Annotated in this window: 20 protein-coding genes; 12 read left to right on the top strand and 8 right to left on the bottom strand. The window is 60.1% G+C overall.

Features of this window, described 5'->3' with window-relative positions; translation table 11 throughout:
- Positions 1-126: 126 nt before the first annotated feature.
- The 6 genes from upp to ASD52_RS07300 form a co-directional block, all read right to left on the bottom strand.
- Positions 127-756 (bottom strand): uracil phosphoribosyltransferase, encoded by a 630-nt coding sequence (upp, locus tag ASD52_RS07325; RefSeq protein WP_057204421.1) that lies wholly within the window; start codon positions 754-756, stop codon positions 127-129.
- Positions 757-990: 234 nt separating this feature from the next.
- Positions 991-1959, bottom strand: a complete 969-nt coding sequence (locus ASD52_RS07320; protein ID WP_057204419.1) for an adenosine deaminase — start codon at positions 1957-1959, stop codon at positions 991-993.
- A complete protein-coding gene (locus ASD52_RS07315; protein ID WP_057204417.1) occupies positions 1956-3176 on the bottom strand; it encodes a phosphopentomutase in 1221 nt (406 codons plus the stop codon). Before ASD52_RS07315 ends, ASD52_RS07320 begins: the two co-directional genes overlap by 4 nt.
- A 203-nt stretch (positions 3177-3379) precedes the next feature.
- Positions 3380-3955: a TadE/TadG family type IV pilus assembly protein gene (locus ASD52_RS07310; RefSeq protein WP_057223716.1), complete on the bottom strand. Its 576-nt coding sequence runs from the start codon at positions 3953-3955 to the stop codon at positions 3380-3382.
- A 23-nt stretch (positions 3956-3978) separates the two neighbouring features.
- Positions 3979-4611: a TadE/TadG family type IV pilus assembly protein gene (locus tag ASD52_RS07305; protein WP_057204413.1), complete on the bottom strand. Its 633-nt coding sequence runs from the start codon at positions 4609-4611 to the stop codon at positions 3979-3981.
- Between the two features lie 117 nt (positions 4612-4728).
- Positions 4729-5151, bottom strand: coding sequence for a pilus assembly protein N-terminal domain-containing protein (locus ASD52_RS07300; protein ID WP_057204411.1), 423 nt, complete (start codon positions 5149-5151; stop codon positions 4729-4731).
- A gap of 252 nt (positions 5152-5403) precedes the next feature.
- Here ASD52_RS07300 and ASD52_RS07295 point away from each other — a divergent pair, with 252 nt between their 5' ends.
- The 9 genes from ASD52_RS07295 to ASD52_RS07255 all read left to right on the top strand — a co-directional run bounded on the left by ASD52_RS07295 (position 5404) and on the right by ASD52_RS07255 (position 14444).
- The gene (locus ASD52_RS07295; protein WP_057204409.1) at positions 5404-5589 is read left to right on the top strand and encodes a Flp family type IVb pilin; all 186 of its coding nucleotides are present in this window, start codon (positions 5404-5406) and stop codon (positions 5587-5589) included.
- 147 nt (positions 5590-5736) lie between these two features.
- On the top strand, positions 5737-6252 hold the full coding sequence (locus tag ASD52_RS07290) for a prepilin peptidase (RefSeq protein ID WP_057204406.1): 516 nt from the start codon (positions 5737-5739) through the stop codon (positions 6250-6252).
- Positions 6253-6399: 147 nt separating this feature from the next.
- The gene (gene cpaB, locus ASD52_RS07285; protein ID WP_057204404.1) at positions 6400-7212 is read left to right on the top strand and encodes a Flp pilus assembly protein CpaB; all 813 of its coding nucleotides are present in this window, start codon (positions 6400-6402) and stop codon (positions 7210-7212) included.
- On the top strand, positions 7209-8768 hold the full coding sequence (locus ASD52_RS07280; RefSeq protein WP_057204402.1) for a type II and III secretion system protein family protein: 1560 nt from the start codon (positions 7209-7211) through the stop codon (positions 8766-8768). The genes cpaB and ASD52_RS07280 overlap by 4 nt, the downstream gene beginning before the upstream one ends.
- Before the next feature lie 57 nt (positions 8769-8825).
- The gene (locus ASD52_RS07275; RefSeq protein WP_057204400.1) at positions 8826-9521 is read left to right on the top strand and encodes a CpaD family pilus assembly protein; all 696 of its coding nucleotides are present in this window, start codon (positions 8826-8828) and stop codon (positions 9519-9521) included.
- Positions 9522-9539: 18 nt separating this feature from the next.
- On the top strand, positions 9540-10829 hold the full coding sequence (locus ASD52_RS07270) for a CpaE family protein (RefSeq protein WP_057204398.1): 1290 nt from the start codon (positions 9540-9542) through the stop codon (positions 10827-10829).
- 133 nt (positions 10830-10962) lie between these two features.
- Positions 10963-12429, top strand: coding sequence for a CpaF family protein (locus tag ASD52_RS07265; RefSeq protein ID WP_057204396.1), 1467 nt, complete (start codon positions 10963-10965; stop codon positions 12427-12429).
- A gap of 8 nt (positions 12430-12437) precedes the next feature.
- Entirely contained in the window at positions 12438-13448 is a 1011-nt protein-coding gene (locus ASD52_RS07260) for a type II secretion system F family protein (RefSeq protein WP_025425396.1), read from the top strand.
- Between the two features lie 9 nt (positions 13449-13457).
- Entirely contained in the window at positions 13458-14444 is a 987-nt protein-coding gene (locus ASD52_RS07255; RefSeq protein WP_057204392.1) for a type II secretion system F family protein, read from the top strand.
- Positions 14445-14759: 315 nt separating this feature from the next.
- Here ASD52_RS07255 and ASD52_RS07245 read toward each other — a convergent pair whose 3' ends face one another.
- On the bottom strand, positions 14760-15581 hold the full coding sequence (locus ASD52_RS07245) for a tetratricopeptide repeat protein (protein ID WP_057204444.1): 822 nt from the start codon (positions 15579-15581) through the stop codon (positions 14760-14762).
- Between the two features lie 134 nt (positions 15582-15715).
- Between ASD52_RS07245 and ASD52_RS07240 the strand changes: the two genes are divergently transcribed.
- The 3 genes from ASD52_RS07240 to ASD52_RS07230 all read left to right on the top strand — a co-directional run bounded on the left by ASD52_RS07240 (position 15716) and on the right by ASD52_RS07230 (position 18527).
- A complete protein-coding gene (locus ASD52_RS07240; protein WP_025425399.1) occupies positions 15716-17107 on the top strand; it encodes a M17 family metallopeptidase in 1392 nt (463 codons plus the stop codon).
- Between the two features lie 208 nt (positions 17108-17315).
- Entirely contained in the window at positions 17316-17666 is a 351-nt protein-coding gene (locus tag ASD52_RS07235; protein WP_025425400.1) for a MarR family winged helix-turn-helix transcriptional regulator, read from the top strand.
- 6 nt (positions 17667-17672) lie between these two features.
- Positions 17673-18527, top strand: coding sequence for an NlpC/P60 family protein (locus ASD52_RS07230; RefSeq protein WP_025425401.1), 855 nt, complete (start codon positions 17673-17675; stop codon positions 18525-18527).
- A 105-nt stretch (positions 18528-18632) separates the two neighbouring features.
- On the opposite strand, the gene ASD52_RS07225 is transcribed toward ASD52_RS07230, so the two are convergent.
- Positions 18633-19592 (bottom strand): glyoxylate/hydroxypyruvate reductase A, encoded by a 960-nt coding sequence (locus ASD52_RS07225; RefSeq protein ID WP_025425402.1) that lies wholly within the window; start codon positions 19590-19592, stop codon positions 18633-18635.
- Positions 19593-19599: the final 7 nt, after the last annotated feature.

Here is a 19599-nt window from a genome sequence, read left to right as displayed (position 1 = left end):
ATCGGGCCGCAGACGCCCGCGCCGATGAAGTCCAGTAGAGCAGGGGATGGCTAATGCGATACAAAAAAACCGCCGGTTTGCCGGCGGTTTTTCATCAATTTTGCGCTCTGGTTAAGAAACGGAAAATTACTTGGTTCCATACATGCGGTCGCCGGCATCGCCGAGCCCGGGCATGATGTAGCCGAGTTCGTTCAGGTGGCTATCGATCGACGCCGTGAAGATCGGCACGTCGGGGTGGGCGGCCTGGAAGTTGCGAATACCCTCGGGCGCTGCGAGCAGGCAGAGGAAGCGCAAGTTCTTCGCGCCACGTTCCTTCAGCTTGTCGATGGCCGCGATCGAGGAGTTGCCGGTCGCAAGCATCGGATCGACGACGATGATCAGACGCTCGGATAGGTTCTCGGGCGCCTTGAAGTAATACTCCACCGGCTTCAGCGTCTCGTGGTCGCGGTAGACGCCGATATGGGAGACGCGGGCCGACGGCACGAGTTCGAGCATGCCTTCAAGCAGGCCGTTGCCGGCGCGCAGGATCGAAGCGAAAACGAGCTTCTTGCCTTCGAGCACCGGTGCGTCGATCGCCTGCATCGGCGTCTCGATGCGCTCCATCGTCAGTTCCAGATCGCGCGTCACCTCGTAGCAGAGCAGCGTCGAGATTTCCCGAAGCAGCCGCCGAAAACCCGCGGTCGAGGTTTCTTTCTTGCGCATGATGGTCAGCTTGTGTTGCACAAGCGGATGATCGATCACTGTTACGCCGTCCATGGCCACCTTCCCCGAAGTTTATGTATCCGCCCTTTTTCCATGGAATGCTCCGCGGCCGCAAGGGCGTTGGGCGGCTCGTTGTGTTCATCCCCAACCGCGGCCACCCGCGCTACTGCATAATTCCTTAAATCGGAATCGATTTAAGGAGAAAATTATGCAGCAAGCTTAAAGCGCTACCGCGTCCTTAACGCGTCAAATTTGACGCGCGGCGCTGTAGGTGAACGCAAGGCTCGGTCAGATTAGGGCAAGCAGTTTCTGGCGGGTCGCCTCGTCGACGAAAGCCGCCTGGATCGCCGTCCTGGTCATGCTATTGATGTCGTCGTCGCCAAACCCCATCACCGAAGAAGCTATGTCATATTCCTGGGCTAGCGAAGTGTGGAAGAAGGGCGGGTCGTCGGAATTGAGCGTCACCCGCACCCCGGCGCCATGCAGGCTCCGCAAGGGGTGCGCGGCGAAGTCCGGGAAGACCTGCAGGGAAATGTTGGATCCGGGGCAGACCTCCAGAACGACGCCGTCGTCGGCAAGCCGCTTGACGAGATCGGCGTCTTCGATCGCCCGCACGCCGTGGCTGATGCGCGACGGCCTGATATGGTCGAGCGCATCGCGCACACTGAAGGCGCCGGAAAGCTCGCCTGCGTGAATGGTCAAACCCAGGCCGGCGTCACGGGCGATATCGAATGCCCGGGCAAAATCGGCGACGCGGTGCATGCGCTCCTCACCCGCCAGATTGAAGCCGGTGACCAGCGCATGGTCTCTCCTGGCGGCAAATTCGGCCGTCTTGGCGACCGATTCCGGCCCGAGATGACGGATGCCGGTTATCAGCATGCGCGATTCGATCCCGGTCTTTGCCTTGGCGGCCTCCATGCCGGCGGCAAGCCCCTCAAGATAAGCGTCGGCCCCGAGGCCGATCGTGTTGCCGTGATCCGGCGAGACGATGATCTCGCTGTAGATCGTTCCGACCTCGGCCAGTTCCGTCAGATAGGCTTCGGCCAGAAGTGCATAGTCTTCCTGCGTGCGAAACAGCGAGGCGACACTGTCGTAGCACTTCACAAAGCTGGTAAAGTCTGTCCAGACATAGGCTCGGTCGGCGATGATCTCGCTGGTGTCGAGCCCGTACTTCTCCGCCTGCAGCAGCGCCAATTCCGGCGGTGTCGCGCCCTCGATGTGGCAGTGCAGTTCCGCCTTCTTCAGATGTGCGGTCAAATGAGGCTTCTCCCATGTAGGCCGGGTGCGATCCCGAGATGTCTGGCGACCGTTTCGCCGATATGCGCAAAGGTGTTGGCAACGCCGAGCGAACGGCTGCGCACAGCCGGGCCGAACATCAGCACCGGCACGCGCTCGCGCGTGTGGTCCGTTCCGCGCCAGGTCGGGTCGCAGCCATGGTCCGCCGTGAGAATGACGATATCGCCGGGTTTCAGCCGCCGGTCGAGATCGGGCAATCGTGCGTCGAAGGCTTCAAGCGCCGCGGCATAGCCGGCGACATCGCGGCGGTGGCCGAAGAGCATGTCGAAGTCGACGAAGTTGGTGAAGACGAGGTCGCCATCCTCCGCCTCGTCGATCGCCGCCAGGCTGGCGTCGAAGAGCGCCATGTTGCCGTCCGCCTTGGTCAGCTTCGTCACGCCCTGATGGGCGAAGATGTCACCGATCTTGCCGATCGCATGCACGGTGCGCCCCGCTTGCGCCAGCCGGTCGAGGACCGTCGGCTCGGGCGGCAGCACCGAGTAGTCGCGCCGGTTGCCGGTGCGGGCAAAGGTCTGCGCGTTGTGGCCGATGAAAGGACGGGCGATAACGCGGCCGATATTGTAGTCGTCGAGCAGGCGCCGGACGACCTGGCAGAATTCCAGCAGGCGCTCCAGGCCGAAGGTGTGCTCGTGGGCGGCGATCTGAAAGACGCTGTCCGAGGAGGTGTAGCAGATCGGCTTTCCCGTTCGCATATGCTCCTCGCCGAGGCGAGCGATGATATCAGTACCGGATGCATGGCAGTTGCCGAGAATGCCGGGAATGTCGCCCTCTCGGCAAATCGCTTCGATCAATTCGGCGGGAAACGCGTCGCCCTCGGCCGAGAAGTAACCCCAGTCGAACATGACGGGCGTTCCCGCGATTTCCCAATGGCCCGATGGCGTGTCTTTGCCGCGCGAGACTTCGCTGGCAGCGCCATAGGCACCGTAGACCCGGCCCGGAACCGGCATGCCCGCCGGCACGCGGCCCGTGGCCAATTTCGCCGCATGCACGAGCCCGAGCGCAGACATGTTGGGAAGGTGCAGCGGGCCTTCGCGCACACCGGCGCGATCTGCGGCGCCCGTCGCGCAAAACTCGGCGATGTGACCAAGCGTGTCGGCACCCAGGTCGCCATAGGTTTCGGCATCCGGCGCACCGCCTATACCGAAGGAATCGAGGACAAAGAGAAACGCGCGCGCCATGAAAGTTCCGGTAAGCCGAAGCGCGGGGCAGGGCCTGCGGTCCGGTGCTGCAACGAGCGCGGACGCAGATGCCGCCAGCGCAATCCCGAAGGAATACCGCCGGCGCGTCTTATTAGACGCGCAAAGGTCGCTGTAGCACTTTGAATGGCTGCATGTTTTGATCCTTAAATCGAATAGGATTTAAGGAAACATGCAGTAGGCGGTCAGCAATCCGGGCACCTTATGGTTTCGGCCTGGCGTGAGCGGAAATACGCGGTTTTGGACAGATTTACGATCTTCGTGCTGGATGCAAGGCTCGGCGCGAACATCAACAGTTCATGCTGAACGACCAGCTCCGTACGGATGATGAAGGCCGTGGTTGCGGTAAACTGGCTCGGAACGGTGGTGGTTGAGTTGACAGCATACGGCACGGCGCCGTTTTGGTCGCGCGACCAGACGACGGTTCCCGTGTTCGTTCCGCTGACCTCGATGCCGGTGATCTTGAGCGTGTATTTTGAACCCTCGTACGGGGCGAGGATGCTTTTCACCACATTCGACATGTTTCCCAGATAGGTCTTGTTGACCTCGCTTTGCTGGGAAACCAGATCGGCAACCGCGCTGGAGGCGCGCGCAGCCTTGCCCGCTACGGTAAAGCCGAGCGATAATTCGAATGCGCCGACGTAAATCATGATCAGCAGCGGCGTGACGATGGCAAATTCGACACCGCCAAGCCCGCCCCGGTCTTTGAGCAGCGAGCGGAAGCTTGCGAAGGTCAGGCGGATTGTCGTCATCCAGTGCATCGCTAAAGTCTTCACGACGCGCCTCACTCGTTTTCTGTGCGGAAAGTGGTTGTGGAAACCATGAGATAGTCTTTAGGCATGCTGGATCCGGCCGGGCGCAGGTTGGTCACAAATGGCCTGATCAGATCGGTCGTCACACTCCAGCGATAATACGCGCGCATGACATTGAAGGATCCGGGGCCGCCCGGCGCAAACTTCAGTTCGGCTGTCTTGAGATCCGACGACGACGAGGTGTCCATTCGCGGGACGAGCACCGGGAATTTGGTGAGATCGGTGACACTTCTGACGTCGATATAGAGCTTCGAGGCTTGGGCAGCCTCCGTCGCCGAGCATGTCATCAACACCGAGATTTCGTTGCAGAATGCCTGGCGAAACTTGACCTCGTCCATATCAGTCGCCGGCTTGCCGCGGTTGAAGGTGATTTCGCCGGTGCGGATCTTGCGTGCCAACGTCTCCGTCGCGTTGGCCAGGAGCTGGTCGCCATAGAAGGCGAGGAATGTTTCGATGGAGGCGAAAATCACTATGAAGAAGGGAAGAGCCAGTATCGCGAACTCAATGCTCGCGGTGCCCTTTCTGTCGCGCCGGAAACGCCTCAATACGCCTCTTGGAGGCTTTGCGGCTTTTTGGGGCTGCAGTGTTTCCTGCTCGATGCTCATCGCGCCGTCCCATCATGTTACGCCTGACGGAAAGGGAAGATAGGGAGCAACTATTGATATTTCGTTTGCGATAATCGCGGGTATTTTAGTGAATTCCCAGTGTTTCTCGCAGTTTGTTCAGCTCCCACCACTTGCGGTTTTGCGCTCGACATGCCGCTCGCAACTTGGCGTACAGGAAAGGACTGTGCGCGACGTCTGTCGATAGACGCGCAGAGTGTTTGCTTCGTCGATCGACACGAGAATTTGCTCATCGACGATGGCGTTTCCGTCCTGATCGAGAATGACAAGATTTGTCGTGCCGAAACTACGGCCGGTAATGACGATCGTGCGGGCGTCGGCCACAGTTGCGTCTGCAACTTCCGCGTTGCCGATGATAACTTTGGCGACCGGCCGGTCGAGCTTGAGCACCCGTGCGTGGTCCATGTAGACGCGCATCATATCGTCCTGCGCGTTTGCGACCGACGCCGCCATGAGCGAAAGCATGCCGAAGATCGCAACTGTCAGCGTGGCGGTCCGGTTGGCCGCGAGGGGCAAAATCATGGTAGGTCCCTGATATGGCGTTCTCCCCATCATCGGCACTCTTGGTGAATGAACCGTTAAGCCGAGTCGGCGCATCCTAAGCCGGCACATTTCCTATTCGCTTACCCAAAAATCAGCGGTGGGCCGTTAATCTTTTGGTAGCTGTCTTCCTTAAGCCGATAGCAATTCGCCAGGATTAGATTGAGTTCATCCGATCAACGGCAACAGTTGGCGGACGTGCTGAACAACAAACGTGAAGTTAGGAGAATCATCATGAAGAAGATTTTTGCCCGTCTGATGAAGGACGAGTCCGGCGCAACCGCCATCGAATACGGCCTGATCGCCGCTCTGATCTCCGTTGCCCTCATCGGCGGCGCGACCGCCCTGGGCAACCAGCTTGATCTGCTCTTTAACGGGCTCTCGACTGAAATGTCGACCGCCGTCAAGAGCATGCCGTAATAATTCGGACTATCGTCCTTTTCTTCTGAAGGCCGTTCCCGTGTGGAGCGGCCTTTGGTCTTTATGGCGCCGTTCGATCTCTCCGCGAGATTATTCTTCGTTTATAAATTCACTGCAATGTATCCATTCCACGAATAGGAAAGTGTTATGAGTAGCGCTGCGGTCTTTATTGTATTCCCTCTTTGCTTGGCATTCGCTGCAATGTCGGATTTGCTCACGATGACTATCCCGAATCGTGTGTCAGCCGTTCTCCTAGGTACATTTTTTGTCGTTGCCTTGATGTCCGGCTTCGATTTTTGGCAGATCGGTTTGCATGTCGCTGCCGCGGCGGCTGTCTTCGCGGTTTGTTTTCTTCTTTTTGCGTTGAATGTCATGGGTGGCGGTGACGCCAAGCTTTTGACCGCGTGCGCAGTCTGGTTTGGCCTCACCAACGCCTTGGTAGCGTTTCTCATTTATGTATCGTTGTTCGGCGGCCTTTTGACTGTAGCCATCCTGTTGCTCAGGACGCAGGAGACCAGAATATTGGCGGCTGGGATTCCGCTTCCGCGCCTCCTGTTTACGGCCAAGAAGATTCCCTATGGCATTGCAATCGCACTTGGAGGATTTGTTGCCTATCCGGCGTCGCCCCTCATGTTGCAGGCATTTTCTCAGCTAAAGGGCTAGACACGAGCCGCTTGTCTTGCTGATCAAGGCAATGAGTGAAGGTTGTATAATAATTGTTAACCATGCCCGTAAGAGGCTTGTTAACTATAATTACACCAATTCCTGATCAATCTGACCCCGGCATATCTGCGGGGCTCAGAAACGATCATGAAACCGGTTCGCATCATCATACTGGCGGTGGCCGTCGCCTCGGCGGCGATGGCCGGGTTGTTGGCGATGAAGCTGACCCGTGGTCCCTCGCCACAAATGGCGGAGCCGCTGATCGAGCGAGCGCCGACCGTCAATGTCCTTGTTGCGAGCAAGAGCTTGCCCGTCGGGTCGCGGTTGGGTGGTGATGCTGTCCATTGGATGGCATGGCCCAAGGACGGTGTCGTCGACGGGCTCATCACCGAAGAAAACCGTCCTTCTGCCGTTGAAGACCTAACCGGCGCAGTCGTTCGCCTGCCGATCTTTAACGGCGAGCCCGTGCGCAGCGAGAAGGTCGCGGACTCCTCCAGCCGAATCATGTCGTCGCTATTGCCTGCTGGCAAGCGCGCCGTTGCCACAGAGATCACAGTGGCGACCGGCGCCGGCGGCTTCATCCTGCCCAATGACCGCGTCGACGTCATCATGGTCCGTAAATCGGACGGCGATCTCTACCTGACGGAAACCGTGCTCAGCAATGTTCGCGTGCTGGCGATTGATCAGCAGGTCGAGGAGAAGGATGACGGCTCAAAATCCGTTGTCGGTACCACGGCGACGCTGGAACTGACGCCGGATCAATCAAAGGTCATGACCGTCGCGCAGCAAATGGCTGAACGCATCTCACTTGCCCTTCGCAGTGTCGCGGATGCTCAAGAGCCGGATACGAACGCCGCGGATTACCTTCTGAGTGGCGATGGCCAGCCCAGCATCCAGGTCATCAAGTCGGGCTCGATCGTCAAGAACGACGGTGCCATCAGCCAAGGCCAGCAACAATGAGCGATCGAGCGGAGCGCAAGGTGAAGCGGAGCGGGAATAAATTTCGGACGTCTGTTGCAGCCGGTCTGTCGTTTTGCCTGACATTCTCGGGCATGGCGCTGCCAACGCTCCCGTTCGCCCATGCGGCCGCCTCGTCGGTCGTCAGGATCGTTGAAAGCGGGCCCGGGGTGAAGAAGAAGATCAGCCTGGGGCTGAACAAGGCCGTCGTCGTCGATCTACCGGCCGATGCCCATGATATTCTCGTCGCCGACCCATCGCTCGCCGATGCCGTCACGCGCACGTCCAGGCGTATCTATCTCTTTGGAAAATCCGTTGGGCAGACCAACATTTTTGTCTTCGGGCCGAATGGCGAAGAGATCGTCAGTCTTGACGTCGAGGTTGAGCGCGACATCGCCAATCTGCAGTCAAACCTGCGTCGTTTCATTCCCGATGCCGAAATCAACGTTGAGATCATCTCCGACAACATCGTGCTGACGGGTACCGTGCGCACACCGCTCGATTCGACGCGAGCCGTCGATCTCGCCAAGGCCTTCCTGCAGGGCGGTGAAGCGACGACACGCAACATCACTGCGCAGGGAAACAATGGTGATGCCGATATCTTTGCCGAGGATCGGCAGGTCTCGCAGATTGTCAACCTGTTGACCATCGAAGGTGACGATCAGGTCACGCTGAAGGTGACGGTTGCCGAAGTGAGCCGCCAGGTCTTGAAGCAATTGGGCTTCAACGGGCGTGTAGGAGACGGCGAGAGCGGTATCGGCTTCCGCAATCCTGCAAACCTCGGTGATGCGATCAGTGTCGGCGCAAACGCGCTGATCAAGGGATCCATCGGCGGAACGACGATCTCGAGCTACATCAATGCGATGGAGCAAGCCGGTGTCATGCGCACACTGGCAGAACCCACCTTGACGGCAATTTCGGGACAAGAGGCCAATTTCTATGTCGGTGGGGAATTTCGGCTCGGCGGCACCCAGGAAGTCAAGGTCGACGACAAAACCGGCGACCCAACGGTTACGCGTGAGATCAACGACGTCGAATATGGAATTCGCCTGAACTTCAAGCCGGTCGTCCTGGGACCGGGCCGTATCAGTCTGCAGATCGAAACCAACGTTTCCGAGCCGACCTATGAGGGCTCGATCGTCACCGGCAACGGCGTCACCTCTGTCCCTGGCAACACCTTCCTCGGCATCCGCAGGCGCGAGGCGTCGACCAGTGTCGAGCTTCCCTCGGGCGGCTCTATCGTCATCGCCGGCCTCGTGCAGGACAATATCCGTCAGGCGATGTCCGGCCTGCCGGGAGCGTCGAAGATCCCGGTCCTCGGAACGCTCTTCCGCAGCAAGGATTTCGTGCGCAACGAAACCGAACTTGTCATCATTGCGACGCCCTACCTCGTGCGCCCGGTTGCCAGAAGCGCGATCGCCAGGCCCGACGACAATTTCAACCCTGCCAATGATCTCGACAGCTTCTTCCTTGGTCGCGTGAACCGCATCTACGGGCGCCCGGAAGCATCCGCACCGGCGGGTCAGTACCATGGCAATGTTGGCTTCATCTACAAATAGGGCTGGGTCATGCAAACGCGAAGCAGCTTCCACGAGAATTCTGAAAGGCCGAGTGCCATGTCCCTCAACAGATCCGGAGTTCCCGTCCGTCATTTGCGGCGTGCTGCAATCCTCCTCGTGGCTGCCGGGCTGCTTGTCGGCTGCGGCACCAAGGATAATCTTTCGACGGGCTCCATCCCCGATGATTACCGGACACGGCATCCGATCGTGCTTGCCGAGGGCGAGCGTACGATCGATATCCCCATTGCCTCCGGTGACCGTCGGCTGACGCAAGGCACGCGCGACGTCATCAGCGGCTTTGCTGCCGATTATCGCAATTCATCGACTGGCGTCGTCCAGATCATGCTGCCGCGCGGCTCGGCAAACAGCCATGCCGTGCAGGCCATGCGCAAGGAGATCCGCAGCGTTCTCGTCGCGGCTGGCGTCCCCGCGAAGCGGCTGATCGAGGCCGGCTACGAGGCCGGTCCCATGGGTGATGCCGCTCCGGTTCGCTTGAGCTATGTGGCGATCACCGCCCAGACCGGTCCCTGTGGTGAGTGGCCGGAGGACGTTGCACTCAACACGATCCAGAACCGCAACTACTATAATTTCGGCTGCGCGTCGCAATCCAATCTGGCGGCCCAGATCTCCAATCCGACCGATCTGCTCGGCCCGCGCCAGATGTCGCCGATCGATGCGGAGCAGCGCGGCCAGGTCATCACGGACTGGCGCGGAACCGAAAAGAGTGACGGACCCGTCATCATCGTCAATTGATATCGTTGGGATCAGCAGATGAGCACCATTGAGTACAGGATCGAAACGGGGGCCGGGGCGGGCGATTCCGTTTTCGATACGGTGCAACCGGGCGACCTTGAGCAGGTCCGTCCGCTGCCGCGCATTTCTATCCATGCCTTTTGCGAAAGCGAGGCGATGCAGCGGCTGATGGAGCGTTGCGGCCAGGACCGCCGCATGGCGAAGGTTAGCCTGCGCATCAACAGTGGCGGCATTGATGCTGCGGCAAACATGTTTGCGACGGTGTCGACGCCGAATCTGATCATTCTGGAAACGGCAACAGAGCCGCGGTCGCTTTTGACGGAGCTAGCACCTTTGGCTGCGGTCTGCGACCCAAGCACCAAGGTCGTTCTCGTCGGCAAACACAACGATATCGCCCTTTATCGCGATCTCATCCGCAACGGCATTTCCGAGTATATGGTCGCGCCGGTGGCGATGCCGGATATTCTGTCGGCGGTTTCATCGATTTTCGTCGATCCCGACGCCGAGCCGCTGGGGCGCAGCCTGGCCTTTATCGGCGCCAAGGGCGGCAGCGGTTCCTCGGCTATCGCGCACAATTGCGCCTGGGGCATTTCTAACCTTTTTTCGACCGAAACCATTCTTGCCGATCTCGACCTGCCCTACGGCACGGCCAATATCGATTTCGATCAGGACCCGCCAACGGGCATCTCGGAAGCGGTTTTCGCACCGGAGAGGCTCGACGAGGTCTTTCTCGATCGTCTTCTGACCAAATGCTCCGAGCATCTTTCGCTGCTGGCGGCGCCGTCGATGCTGGATCGCGCCTATGACTTCGAGGGTGGCGCCTTTCATCCGATCCTCGAGATCTTGCAACGCAGTGCACCCGTTTCGGTGCTCGACATCCCGCATATGTGGACGGAATGGACGCGCGCGGTTCTCGGCGAAGCCGATGAGATCGTGATCACAGCCGTGCCTGATCTCGCAAGTCTTCGCAACACGAAGAACCTGCTCGATGCCTTGAGGAAGCTTCGGCCGAACGACAAGCAACCTCATCTCATCTTGAATCAGGTGGGCATGCCGAAGCGTCCGGAGATTGCGGTGAGCGAATTCTGCGAGTCGCTGGAAATCGAAGCGGCCGCCATCATCCCGTTCGACGCCGTTCTCTTCGGCAACGCGTCGAACAGCGGCCGCATGATTGCGGAGATCGACAAGAAGTCGGCCGCTGCCGAAACCTTCTCCCAGCTCGCGCACCTGCTGACCGGCCGTGCGTCGATGAAGAAGGCGCGACGCGGCGGTCTCGGCAAGGTGCTGGCCGCACTCGGCAAGAAATAGACGACGCATACTGCATAATTCCTTAAGTCGGATTCGATTTAAGAAAAAAATTATGCAGCAAATCTAAAGCGTTACAGCGTCCTTAGCGCGTCATGCTTGACACGCGGCGCTGTACAACGGACGGATCAGGAACATGTTCGGCAAACGCGGAAACGAAGGCTTCGGCAAGAGCGGCACGACAGGTGCTGCTCTGCCGCCGATCGTCCCTGCCACGCAAGCGGCCGTCATCGAGCGCGCCCACGTGCCGGTGCTTGGCGATGCTCAAGCACCGGCGTCGCGTCCGCAATCGCCAGCTCCGGCACAAAGAAAGCGACCCGCCCGCAACGAGGACTACTACGATACGAAGTCGCAGGTTTTCTCCGCGCTGATCGATACGATCGATCTTTCGCAGCTGGCGAAACTCGACACGGAAAGCGCTCGCGAAGAAATTCGCGATATCGTCAATGACATCATCACGATCAAGAACTTCGCGATGTCGATCTCCGAGCAGGAGGAACTGCTCGACGATATCTGCAATGACGTCCTTGGCTATGGACCGTTGGAGCCGTTGCTCGCGCGCGATGATATTGCCGATATCATGGTCAATGGTGCCGGTCAGACCTTCATCGAAGTGGGCGGCAAGACGATCGAATCCGAAGTCCGATTCCGTGACAATGCCCAGCTCCTGTCGATTTGCCAGCGGATCGTCGGACAGGTGGGGCGGCGCGTCGACGAATCCAGCCCTATCTGCGACGCGCGTCTTCCCGACGGCTCGCGCGTCAACGTCATTGCGCCGCCGCTTGCCATCGACGGCACCGCTCTGACGATCCGCAAATTCAAGAAGGACAAGCTGAAGCTCGATCAGCTGGTGAAATTCGGCGCAATCACGCCCGAGGGGGCAGTCCTTCTCCAGATCATCGGCCGCGTCCGCTGCAACATCGTCATCTCCGGCGGTACCGGCTCGGGCAAGACGACGCTTCTGAACTGCCTGACCGGCTTCATCGACCTCGACGAGCGAGTGATTACCTGCGAAGACACCGCCGAACTGCAATTGCAGCAGCCGCACGTGGTTCGCCTCGAAACCCGACCGCCGAATATCGAAGGCGAGGGTGAGATCACCATGCGGGATCTCATCAAGAACTGCCTGCGTATGCGGCCCGAGCGCATCATCGTCGGCGAAGTGCGCGGACCTGAGGTGTTCGACCTGCTGCAGGCGATGAACACCGGCCATGACGGTTCCATGGGGACGATCCACGCCAATACGCCGCGCGAATGCCTGGCGCGTATGGAATCGATGATCGCCATGGGCGGCTACACCCTGCCGGCCAAGACTGTGCGCGAGATCATCTCCGGATCCATCGACGTCATCATCCAGGCCGCGCGTCTGCGCGACGGTTCGCGCCGCATCACCCACATCACCGAAGTGGTCGGTATGGAAGGCGACGTCATCATCACGCAGGATCTGATGCGCTACGAGATCGAAGGGGAAGATGCCAACGGCCGTATTGTCGGCCGCCACGTATCGACCGGCATCGGTCGCCCGCACTTTTGGGATCGCGCCCGGTACTTCAACGAAGACAAACGCCTGGCGGCGACACTCGACGCTATGGACAAGGGCTAGGAGCCGCGATGTTCGGCATAGGCATCCCCGTCCTGGCGCTGGCCTTCCTCGTCGCAATTTCAGCGGCGGCCCTTGCCTATGTTGTCCTGTATTCGCGGATAGAAACCGAGAAGAAGGCGGAAGGTCGAATTCGCAAAGTCGGCGCCGCCGAAACAGATCGGGTCAAGGTCAAGGCAGCTCGCGATCGTGTCAGCGAAATGTCGAAGCGACGCAAGTCCGTTCAGGACTCGTTGAAGGAACTCGAGAAGAAGCAACAGGAAAAATCGAGCAAGACGGCGCCATCGATGAAGGCCCGCCTGGCACAGGCAAACCTGTCCATTTCCCTGACGCAGTTTTATCTTTTCAGTGCGGCTTTCGGCTTCGTCGCCTTCATCATAACGCTCATGGCTGGCGCCGGTCTCGCGATCTCGGCTGGCATCAGCCTGATCGCCGCCGCTGGCCTGCCACGCTGGTTCATCGGCTTCCTGATCAAGCGTCGCTGCAAGAAATTCCTTGAGGAGTTTCCGAACGCGCTCGACATCATGGTTCGCTCGATCAAATCGGGTCTTCCGTTGAATGATGCCCTGCGCCTCATCGCCGGTGACGGCCAGGAGCCGGTCAAAACCGAATTTCGCCGCGTCGTCGATTCTCAGCAGGTCGGCCTCAGCGTCACCGAGGCATGCGCCCGCATGATCAATAGCATTCCACTGGCAGAGGTGAATTTCTTCGCCATTGTTATTGGTATTCAGGCGCAGGCGGGTGGCAACCTGTCCGAAGCGCTCGGCAACCTGTCGAAGGTGTTGCGTGAACGAAAGAAGATGAAGGCCAAGGTCAGCGCTCTGTCGATGGAGGCAAAGGCTTCGGCTTGCATTATTGGCGCCCTGCCATTCATCGTGTCGTTCCTCGTTTACGTTACCTCACCCGACTACATGATGGTCCTGTTCACTGACCCGCGCGGCCATCTCATCATTGGCGCTGGCTTGGTCTGGATGAGTATCGGCATTCTGGTGATGCGCAACATGATCAATTTCGATATCTGAGGGACGATTATGAGCGAAGGATTGATCAAGACACTGACGGATCCCAATGTCGTCTTTGCCGTTCTTGTCTCATTTGCAGTGCTGGCGACCTTCTATTCTCTCGTGGTGCCGCTCTTGGAGCGCGGAGACCTCGGCAAGCGGATGAAATCGGTGGCGACCGAGCGCGAACAGATCCGCGCACGGGAACGCGCGCGCCTGGCGGCCGAAGTCTCGAGCGGCAAGGCCAATTTGCGCGGTCAGAACAATACGTCCGTTCGCCAGGTGGTCGAGCGGCTGAATCTGCGCAAAGCCCTCGTTGACGACAACACGGTCAACCGTCTCAAGACGGCGGGCTATCGGTCCCAGAACGCGCTCAACACCTTCCTCTTCGCGCGCTTCTGCCTTCCGTTCCTGTTCCTGGTCATCGCGATCATCTATGTTTTCGTGCTCGGCAATTTTGCCGAAAAGCCGTTCATGATGCGGTTCGCATTTGCCGTCGGTTTTGCCTATGTCGGCTTCTATGCGCCGAACATCTTTGTCGCCAACGCCATCTCGAAGCGACAGCATTCCATTCGTCGCGCCTGGCCGGATGCGCTCGATCTCCTGCTGATCTGCGTTGAATCCGGCGTCTCGATGGAGCTTGGCATGCGGCGCGTTGCCGATGAAATTGCCTCCCAGTCGCCGGCTCTGGCGGAGGAATTGGTGTTGACGACGGCCGAGCTTTCCTTCCTGCCCGAACGCCGGATCGCGCTCGAAAACCTCGGCCACCGGACGGGCCTCGATGATGTGAAATCGGTGGTTCAGGCGCTGATCCAGGCCGACCGCTACGGCACCCCGATTGCCCAGGCGCTGCGCGTTCTGGCGCAGGAAAGCCGCGATCAGCGCATGAATGCCGCTGAAAAGAAGGCGGCGGCGCTGCCGCCCAAGCTCACAGTGCCGATGATCCTGTTCTTCCTGCCGGTTCTCGTCGCCGTCATCCTCGGTCCGGCCGGCATCCAGGTCGCCGATCGTTTCTGATCCCGCTGCTGCACAATTCTTCAGAGCGGATGCAATTTGGGAAATTGTGCCGAAAAGTCGGGCCGCCCATGGCGCTCGTCGCGTATTCCATTGAACGCGCGAGGCTGTGGAGGCTTGCAAATCAGAGGCGGCTTGAGATCAGCCTAGCGCATGTCACTATCGCAAAACCGCTACGCACTTTTGCGCGACATGCGCAAAAACAAAGGCTTAAAGCGCAGTCAGCGATTCCTACAGCGCAGCACGTCTTATTAGACGCGCAAAGGTCGCTGTAGCGGGCTTGGGGCGTGCGACAGACACCGGTTCCGTTCCGTGATCTCAGTTGGTGTTGGTTTCGTCCGCCTTGGCCAGCTGCGTCCACGCACCTTGCTGCGACAGCATCGAGCGCAGATATTTCACGTTGGCTTCTGCCTGCTCCCCGGAAAGCTCCTGGCGGGCGATCGTTTCGGCCTCTTGAAAGCGTCCCTGCAGCCCGACGGCGAGTGCGAGGTTCTGCCGTACGCTGCTGTCGGCGCCGGGTTGGCTCGCGGCGGACTTGAGATAGGTCTCCGCCGTGCGCAGGTCCTTGGTCAGAAGATAGGACATGCCGAGGTTGGAGAGCACCGAAGGCTCGTTCGGCTTGAGCTCGAGCGCTTCGCGATAGCGCAGGCGCGCCTCCTGGGCACGTCCGAGTTGGTCAAGGATCGCGCCCTCGGCCGATTTCAGCTTCCAGTCCGGCCGATCCGGCGTCTGCGCGCGACTGATCGTGTTCAGTGCCTGATCCAGTTGTCCGGCCGCTGCCTGCGCCTTGCCGTAGGCGCCGAGGACCTCGCGGTCCCGCGGATGGTTGATGGCGACCTGCTGCATGACGGCAAGCGCCTGTTCGTTGCGCCCGGTCATGCGCAGAAGATTGGCGTAGTTGAGCCCCGCCTCGCGATCCCGCGGGTTCTTCTCATAGGCCTGGCCGATGCCTTCGGCTGCCTGGGACAGTTCCGATGCGGTCATCGATTGAACCGACTTCGACGTGCCCGAAATGGAACCGGTCGTCAGCTCCTTCTTCGGCTGGTTGGCACAGCCGGCGACAGACAGGGCGACGATCGCGATCGCGGCGCCTTGCAGCAGACGGTTGGCGTTTAGGGATGAGATCGTGCGTTTGGCCATCGGCGGTGTCCCCAGCATGCATTCGCGCACCAGAACTCCAAACAACATCGGCGCAACTTTCACTCCAGCAATAATCTGTTAACCCTAACAGAGCGTTAATTGCGCGAATCCATCTCTGTCAGCCGAGGACTTCCATGGCCCCCTATCAGTTCATCGAGCGGCCGTCGCCGTTCAACACCAGCGCAGGCAAGACTCTGCCGATCTTCGCGGTCACGCCGGCGCATATCGAAACGGGAGCCATCGATCCGATCGCGCTTGATTGGGCCCGAAAGGCCGGCTTCAAGGCCGAATCGGGCGCGGTCCTTCTGATCCCATCCGCCGATGGCCATCTCGGCGGCGCGCTCTTCGGCCTGGGCGGCAACCCATCCGAGGCGCCGTTCCTGACCGGCAAGCTCGCGCGCGCCCTGCCACCCGGCAAGTGGCATATCGAAACGGCGCCGCTCACAGCCAACCGGCTGGCACTCGGCTATGGTCTCGGCTCCTATCGCTTCGAGCGTTACAAGTCGGCAAAGGGCGAGCCGCCGACCTTGCTCATCCCGACCGATGCCGATGCTGCCGATATCAAGCGTCAGCTCGCCGGCGTCTTCCTTGCCCGCGACCTCATCAACACGCCGACCAACGACATGGGCCCTGAGGCGCTGGAAGCAGCATTCCGCGCACTTGCGACGCACTACAAGGCGGATGTCTCGGTGATATCGGGCGAGGCTCTTCTGACGCAGAACTTCCCGCTTGTTCACACGGTCGGCCGTGCGAGCGCAGAAGCGCCGCGTCTTCTTGAACTGCGCTGGGGCAAGAAGGGCCACAAGAAAGTGACGCTGGTCGGCAAGGGCGTCTGCTTCGACACCGGCGGCCTCGACATCAAGCCCGCTTCCTCAATGCTGCTAATGAAGAAGGACATGGGCGGTGCCGCCAACGTCATGGGCCTCGCGCTGATGATCATGGATGCAAAGCTCAAGGTCGATCTGCGCGTCATCATCCCCGTCGTCGAGAACTCGATCTCCGCCAATGCCTTCCGGCCGGGCGACATCTATCGCAGCCGCAAGGGCCTGACGGTGCAGATCGACAACACCGATGCCGAAGGCCGTCTCATTCTTGCCGATGCGCTCGCCTATGCCGACGAGGAAAAGAACGAGCTGCTTGTCGATATGGCAACGCTGACCGGTGCCGCCCGCGTTGCACTCGGTCCCGACCTGCCGCCGTTCTTCACCGACGACGCCGAGCTGGCGCAGGATCTCTCTGAGGCGAGCCTCAGCGTCGACGATCCGATGTGGCGCATGCCTCTGCACATGGGCTACGACAAGGACGTCTCCGCGCGCATTGCCGACCTGACGAACGCGCCTTCGGGCGGCATGGCAGGTTCGATCACCGCCGCGCTCTTCCTCAAGCGCTTCGTCACCAACACCAAAAGCTGGGTGCATTTCGATATCTTCGGGTGGGCCCAGTCCGAGCGGCCGCATTCGCCTGTTGGCGGTGAGGCTCAGGCTATTCGCGCGCTCTATCAGCATATCGGGCGGATCGCCAAGTAAGTCTCTGATGAAGACGACCGGCGCTGACCCTGCGCCGGTCGTCCGAAAAAGCAACGCTTGCGTAACGGTCCGCCGCTATGGTGGCGGACTACCGCAGCGCCGCGCTTCCCTTGGAAGTGTATTGGTCGCTGTCGTTCGTTGACTGTCTGTTTGAATCCTCGAACCGGAGAGCGATCGAGGGATTCATGCGGTTGCGCAGGAGTTGCCATTGCCGGTCGAGCTTACGCCCTCCCAGGCCCTCGGGCTCTGGCACATGGTATCGTTGGAACAGGTGCGGGTGGACGGTCGCGATCTGACGCTGCGCCAGATGGCGATCCTCTTGCAGATCTATCTCGTGCCGCCGCCCCACACCGTTCGTGGCCTTGCCGCAACCCTTGGCGTCACCAAGCCGGTGATCACGCGAGCACTCGATACCATGGGCGCCCTCGGCCTTGTCGACCGCGCCCGCGACGACCGCGATCGGCGCAACGTGGTCATCAAAAGGACAGTCGACGGTGCTCTCTATCTTGAAAAATTCGGCGATCTGATCATTGATCAGGGCCGCAAACAGCCTAAGTGAGTTGACATGTCGACACTTCCCGATCGCCGCCTGAATGCCTATCGAGCCGACCTCGCCGAAAGCCGCCTTCGCGGTGTCGTGGAGGCCGAGCGCTATGTCGAGGGAAGCGTTGCCCGCGTCTCCGTGCCGGTAACGCCGCTCAGGGCAAAGCCCGATCTTGCCTGCGGTACCGATACCGAACTGCTGCTCGGCGAATCGGTTCGGGTGCTCGATACCAACGAGAGCTGGTGCTGGGTGAAGGCGGATCTCGACGGCTATGTCGGCTACCTTCCGGAATATTGCCTTGCGCCGGTGGTCAAGAGCCCGACGCACATCGTCTCGGCCCCGCGCACCTTCGTCTATTCCGGTCATGACTTGCGTTTTCCGACTGTTTATCCGTTGTCGATGGGCAGCCGTCTCAGCGTTGTCGACGAGCGCGAGACCCGTGGCACGCGCTACTTCCTGCTCGACGGCGGCCAGGCGGTGATCGCCAACCATTGCATCGAGGTCGGCAGCGTCGTGCCCGGAGACTATGTCTCGGTTGCCGCCCGCTTCGTCGAAACTCCCTATCTCTGGGGCGGTCGTTCCGGTTTCGGCATTGATTGTTCCGGCCTTGTGCAGCTGTCGATGATGATGGTCGGCAAGCTCGCCCCGCGCGACTCCGACATGCAGGCTGCAGGCTTGGGAACGCCGATCGCCCGTGAGGAGCTTAGGCGCGGCGACCTCGTCTTCTGGAAGGGCCACGTTGCGCTGATGGAAGACGACGAAACGCTGATCCATGCCAACGGCCATACGATGACCGTTGCCCGCGAGGGACTGGAAGCGTCGATCGAACGCATCGGTTGGCTCTACGACCAGCCGACGGGCTATCGCCGCCCTTAAGCATTTCCAGGAAAAGTGCGAAGCGGTTTTCCGTCAGGTAATGCGCAAAAACAAAGAGATAGAGGGTTTGGGCGGCTCTCTCGAGGCCGGAAGCGTTCTAAGCGCTCAGTAGCCGGCTAATTTATCGACGACGTGCTGCAAAGGTTGCCCGCTTTCGAGGCGGGCGATCTGCTGTTCGACGTGGCGGAACAGCGCCTTGACGTCGGACGAAGCTGCGACATGCGGCGTTACATAGACATTCGGCATCTGCCAGAAGCGGCTTTCTGGCGAAAGCGGCTCCTGCTCGAAAACGTCAAGGGACGCTGCGCCGAGAAGGCCCGAATCGAGTGAGCTCAAGATATCGGTTTCGACCTGGCTGCCGCCGCGGCCGCCATTGATGAAGACCGGGGCGCCAAAGGGGCCGTTGCGGCTCAGCTTGGCAAAAAGTCCGGCATTGAAGATGCCGCGGGTCTCCGGCGTCAGCGGCAACAGGCCAACCAGGAAGTCCGTGCGCGCCAGGAAGGCGTCCAGCTCGTCACCGCCATAGGTCTCGATGCCGTCGATCGCCTTCGTGCTGCGCGACCAGCCGACGACCTTGAAGCCCAAGGCCGAAAGCTTACGGGCCGCATCCTGTCCAAGCACGCCCATGCCCATGATGCCGACGGTAATGTCCGCCGCCTCGGGTTGGGAAAGGTCGCGCCACTCCCGCTTTGCCGCCAGCGCCTCATAGGTGCTGTGCTGGCGCAGATGCATGAGGCATTGCATCACCACCCATTCGCTCATGCGTGTCGTCAGGCTGCGATCGACGAAGCGCACAAGCGGCACATCCGGCAATCCCGGCAGCGTCAGGACATGGTCGACGCCGGCGCCGCCGGAGAACACCACCTTGAGATCCGGCGCTCTCTCGAAAAGGTCCGGTGCCGATTTCCACACGACGGCATAGTCGATATCAGAGAGATCGCGATTGTCGTGGATGGCATCGGCTCGGTTGATCACCTCCCGGTCCGGGAAGGCGCCCTTCAGGGCTGCCGCAACCTCCTCGGGAATGAACTTCAGATCGATGATGACGGAGCTTTTCGAGGGCATTGTTAGG

The organism is Ensifer sp. Root142, assembly GCF_001426785.1.
GTDB lineage: Bacteria > Pseudomonadota > Alphaproteobacteria > Rhizobiales > Rhizobiaceae > Ensifer > Ensifer canadensis.
The sequence above is the reverse complement of the archived record's forward strand: the minus strand, read 5'-3'. Positions and strand labels throughout refer to the sequence as shown.

What these genes read in the sequence shown, in the direction of transcription:
- upp (WP_057204421.1), bottom strand. Translation starts at nt 756, where the DNA reads ATGGACGGCGTAACAGTGATCGATCATCCGCTTGTGCAACACAAGCTG.
- ASD52_RS07315 (WP_057204417.1), bottom strand. Translation starts at nt 3,176, where the DNA reads ATGGCGCGCGCGTTTCTCTTTGTCCTCGATTCCTTCGGTATAGGCGGT.
- ASD52_RS07310 (WP_057223716.1), bottom strand. Translation starts at nt 3,955, where the DNA reads ATGCACTGGATGACGACAATCCGCCTGACCTTCGCAAGCTTCCGCTCG.
- ASD52_RS07305 (WP_057204413.1), bottom strand. Translation starts at nt 4,611, where the DNA reads ATGAGCATCGAGCAGGAAACACTGCAGCCCCAAAAAGCCGCAAAGCCT.
- ASD52_RS07300 (WP_057204411.1), bottom strand. Translation starts at nt 5,151, where the DNA reads ATGATTTTGCCCCTCGCGGCCAACCGGACCGCCACGCTGACAGTTGCG.
- ASD52_RS07295 (WP_057204409.1), top strand. Translation starts at nt 5,404, where the DNA reads ATGAAGAAGATTTTTGCCCGTCTGATGAAGGACGAGTCCGGCGCAACC.
- ASD52_RS07290 (WP_057204406.1), top strand. Translation starts at nt 5,737, where the DNA reads ATGAGTAGCGCTGCGGTCTTTATTGTATTCCCTCTTTGCTTGGCATTC.
- cpaB (WP_057204404.1), top strand. Translation starts at nt 6,400, where the DNA reads ATGAAACCGGTTCGCATCATCATACTGGCGGTGGCCGTCGCCTCGGCG.
- ASD52_RS07280 (WP_057204402.1), top strand. Translation starts at nt 7,209, where the DNA reads ATGAGCGATCGAGCGGAGCGCAAGGTGAAGCGGAGCGGGAATAAATTT.
- ASD52_RS07275 (WP_057204400.1), top strand. Translation starts at nt 8,826, where the DNA reads ATGTCCCTCAACAGATCCGGAGTTCCCGTCCGTCATTTGCGGCGTGCT.
- ASD52_RS07270 (WP_057204398.1), top strand. Translation starts at nt 9,540, where the DNA reads ATGAGCACCATTGAGTACAGGATCGAAACGGGGGCCGGGGCGGGCGAT.
- ASD52_RS07265 (WP_057204396.1), top strand. Translation starts at nt 10,963, where the DNA reads ATGTTCGGCAAACGCGGAAACGAAGGCTTCGGCAAGAGCGGCACGACA.
- ASD52_RS07260 (WP_025425396.1), top strand. Translation starts at nt 12,438, where the DNA reads ATGTTCGGCATAGGCATCCCCGTCCTGGCGCTGGCCTTCCTCGTCGCA.
- ASD52_RS07255 (WP_057204392.1), top strand. Translation starts at nt 13,458, where the DNA reads ATGAGCGAAGGATTGATCAAGACACTGACGGATCCCAATGTCGTCTTT.
- ASD52_RS07245 (WP_057204444.1), bottom strand. Translation starts at nt 15,581, where the DNA reads ATGGCCAAACGCACGATCTCATCCCTAAACGCCAACCGTCTGCTGCAA.
- ASD52_RS07240 (WP_025425399.1), top strand. Translation starts at nt 15,716, where the DNA reads ATGGCCCCCTATCAGTTCATCGAGCGGCCGTCGCCGTTCAACACCAGC.
- ASD52_RS07230 (WP_025425401.1), top strand. Translation starts at nt 17,673, where the DNA reads ATGTCGACACTTCCCGATCGCCGCCTGAATGCCTATCGAGCCGACCTC.
- ASD52_RS07225 (WP_025425402.1), bottom strand. Translation starts at nt 19,592, where the DNA reads ATGCCCTCGAAAAGCTCCGTCATCATCGATCTGAAGTTCATTCCCGAG.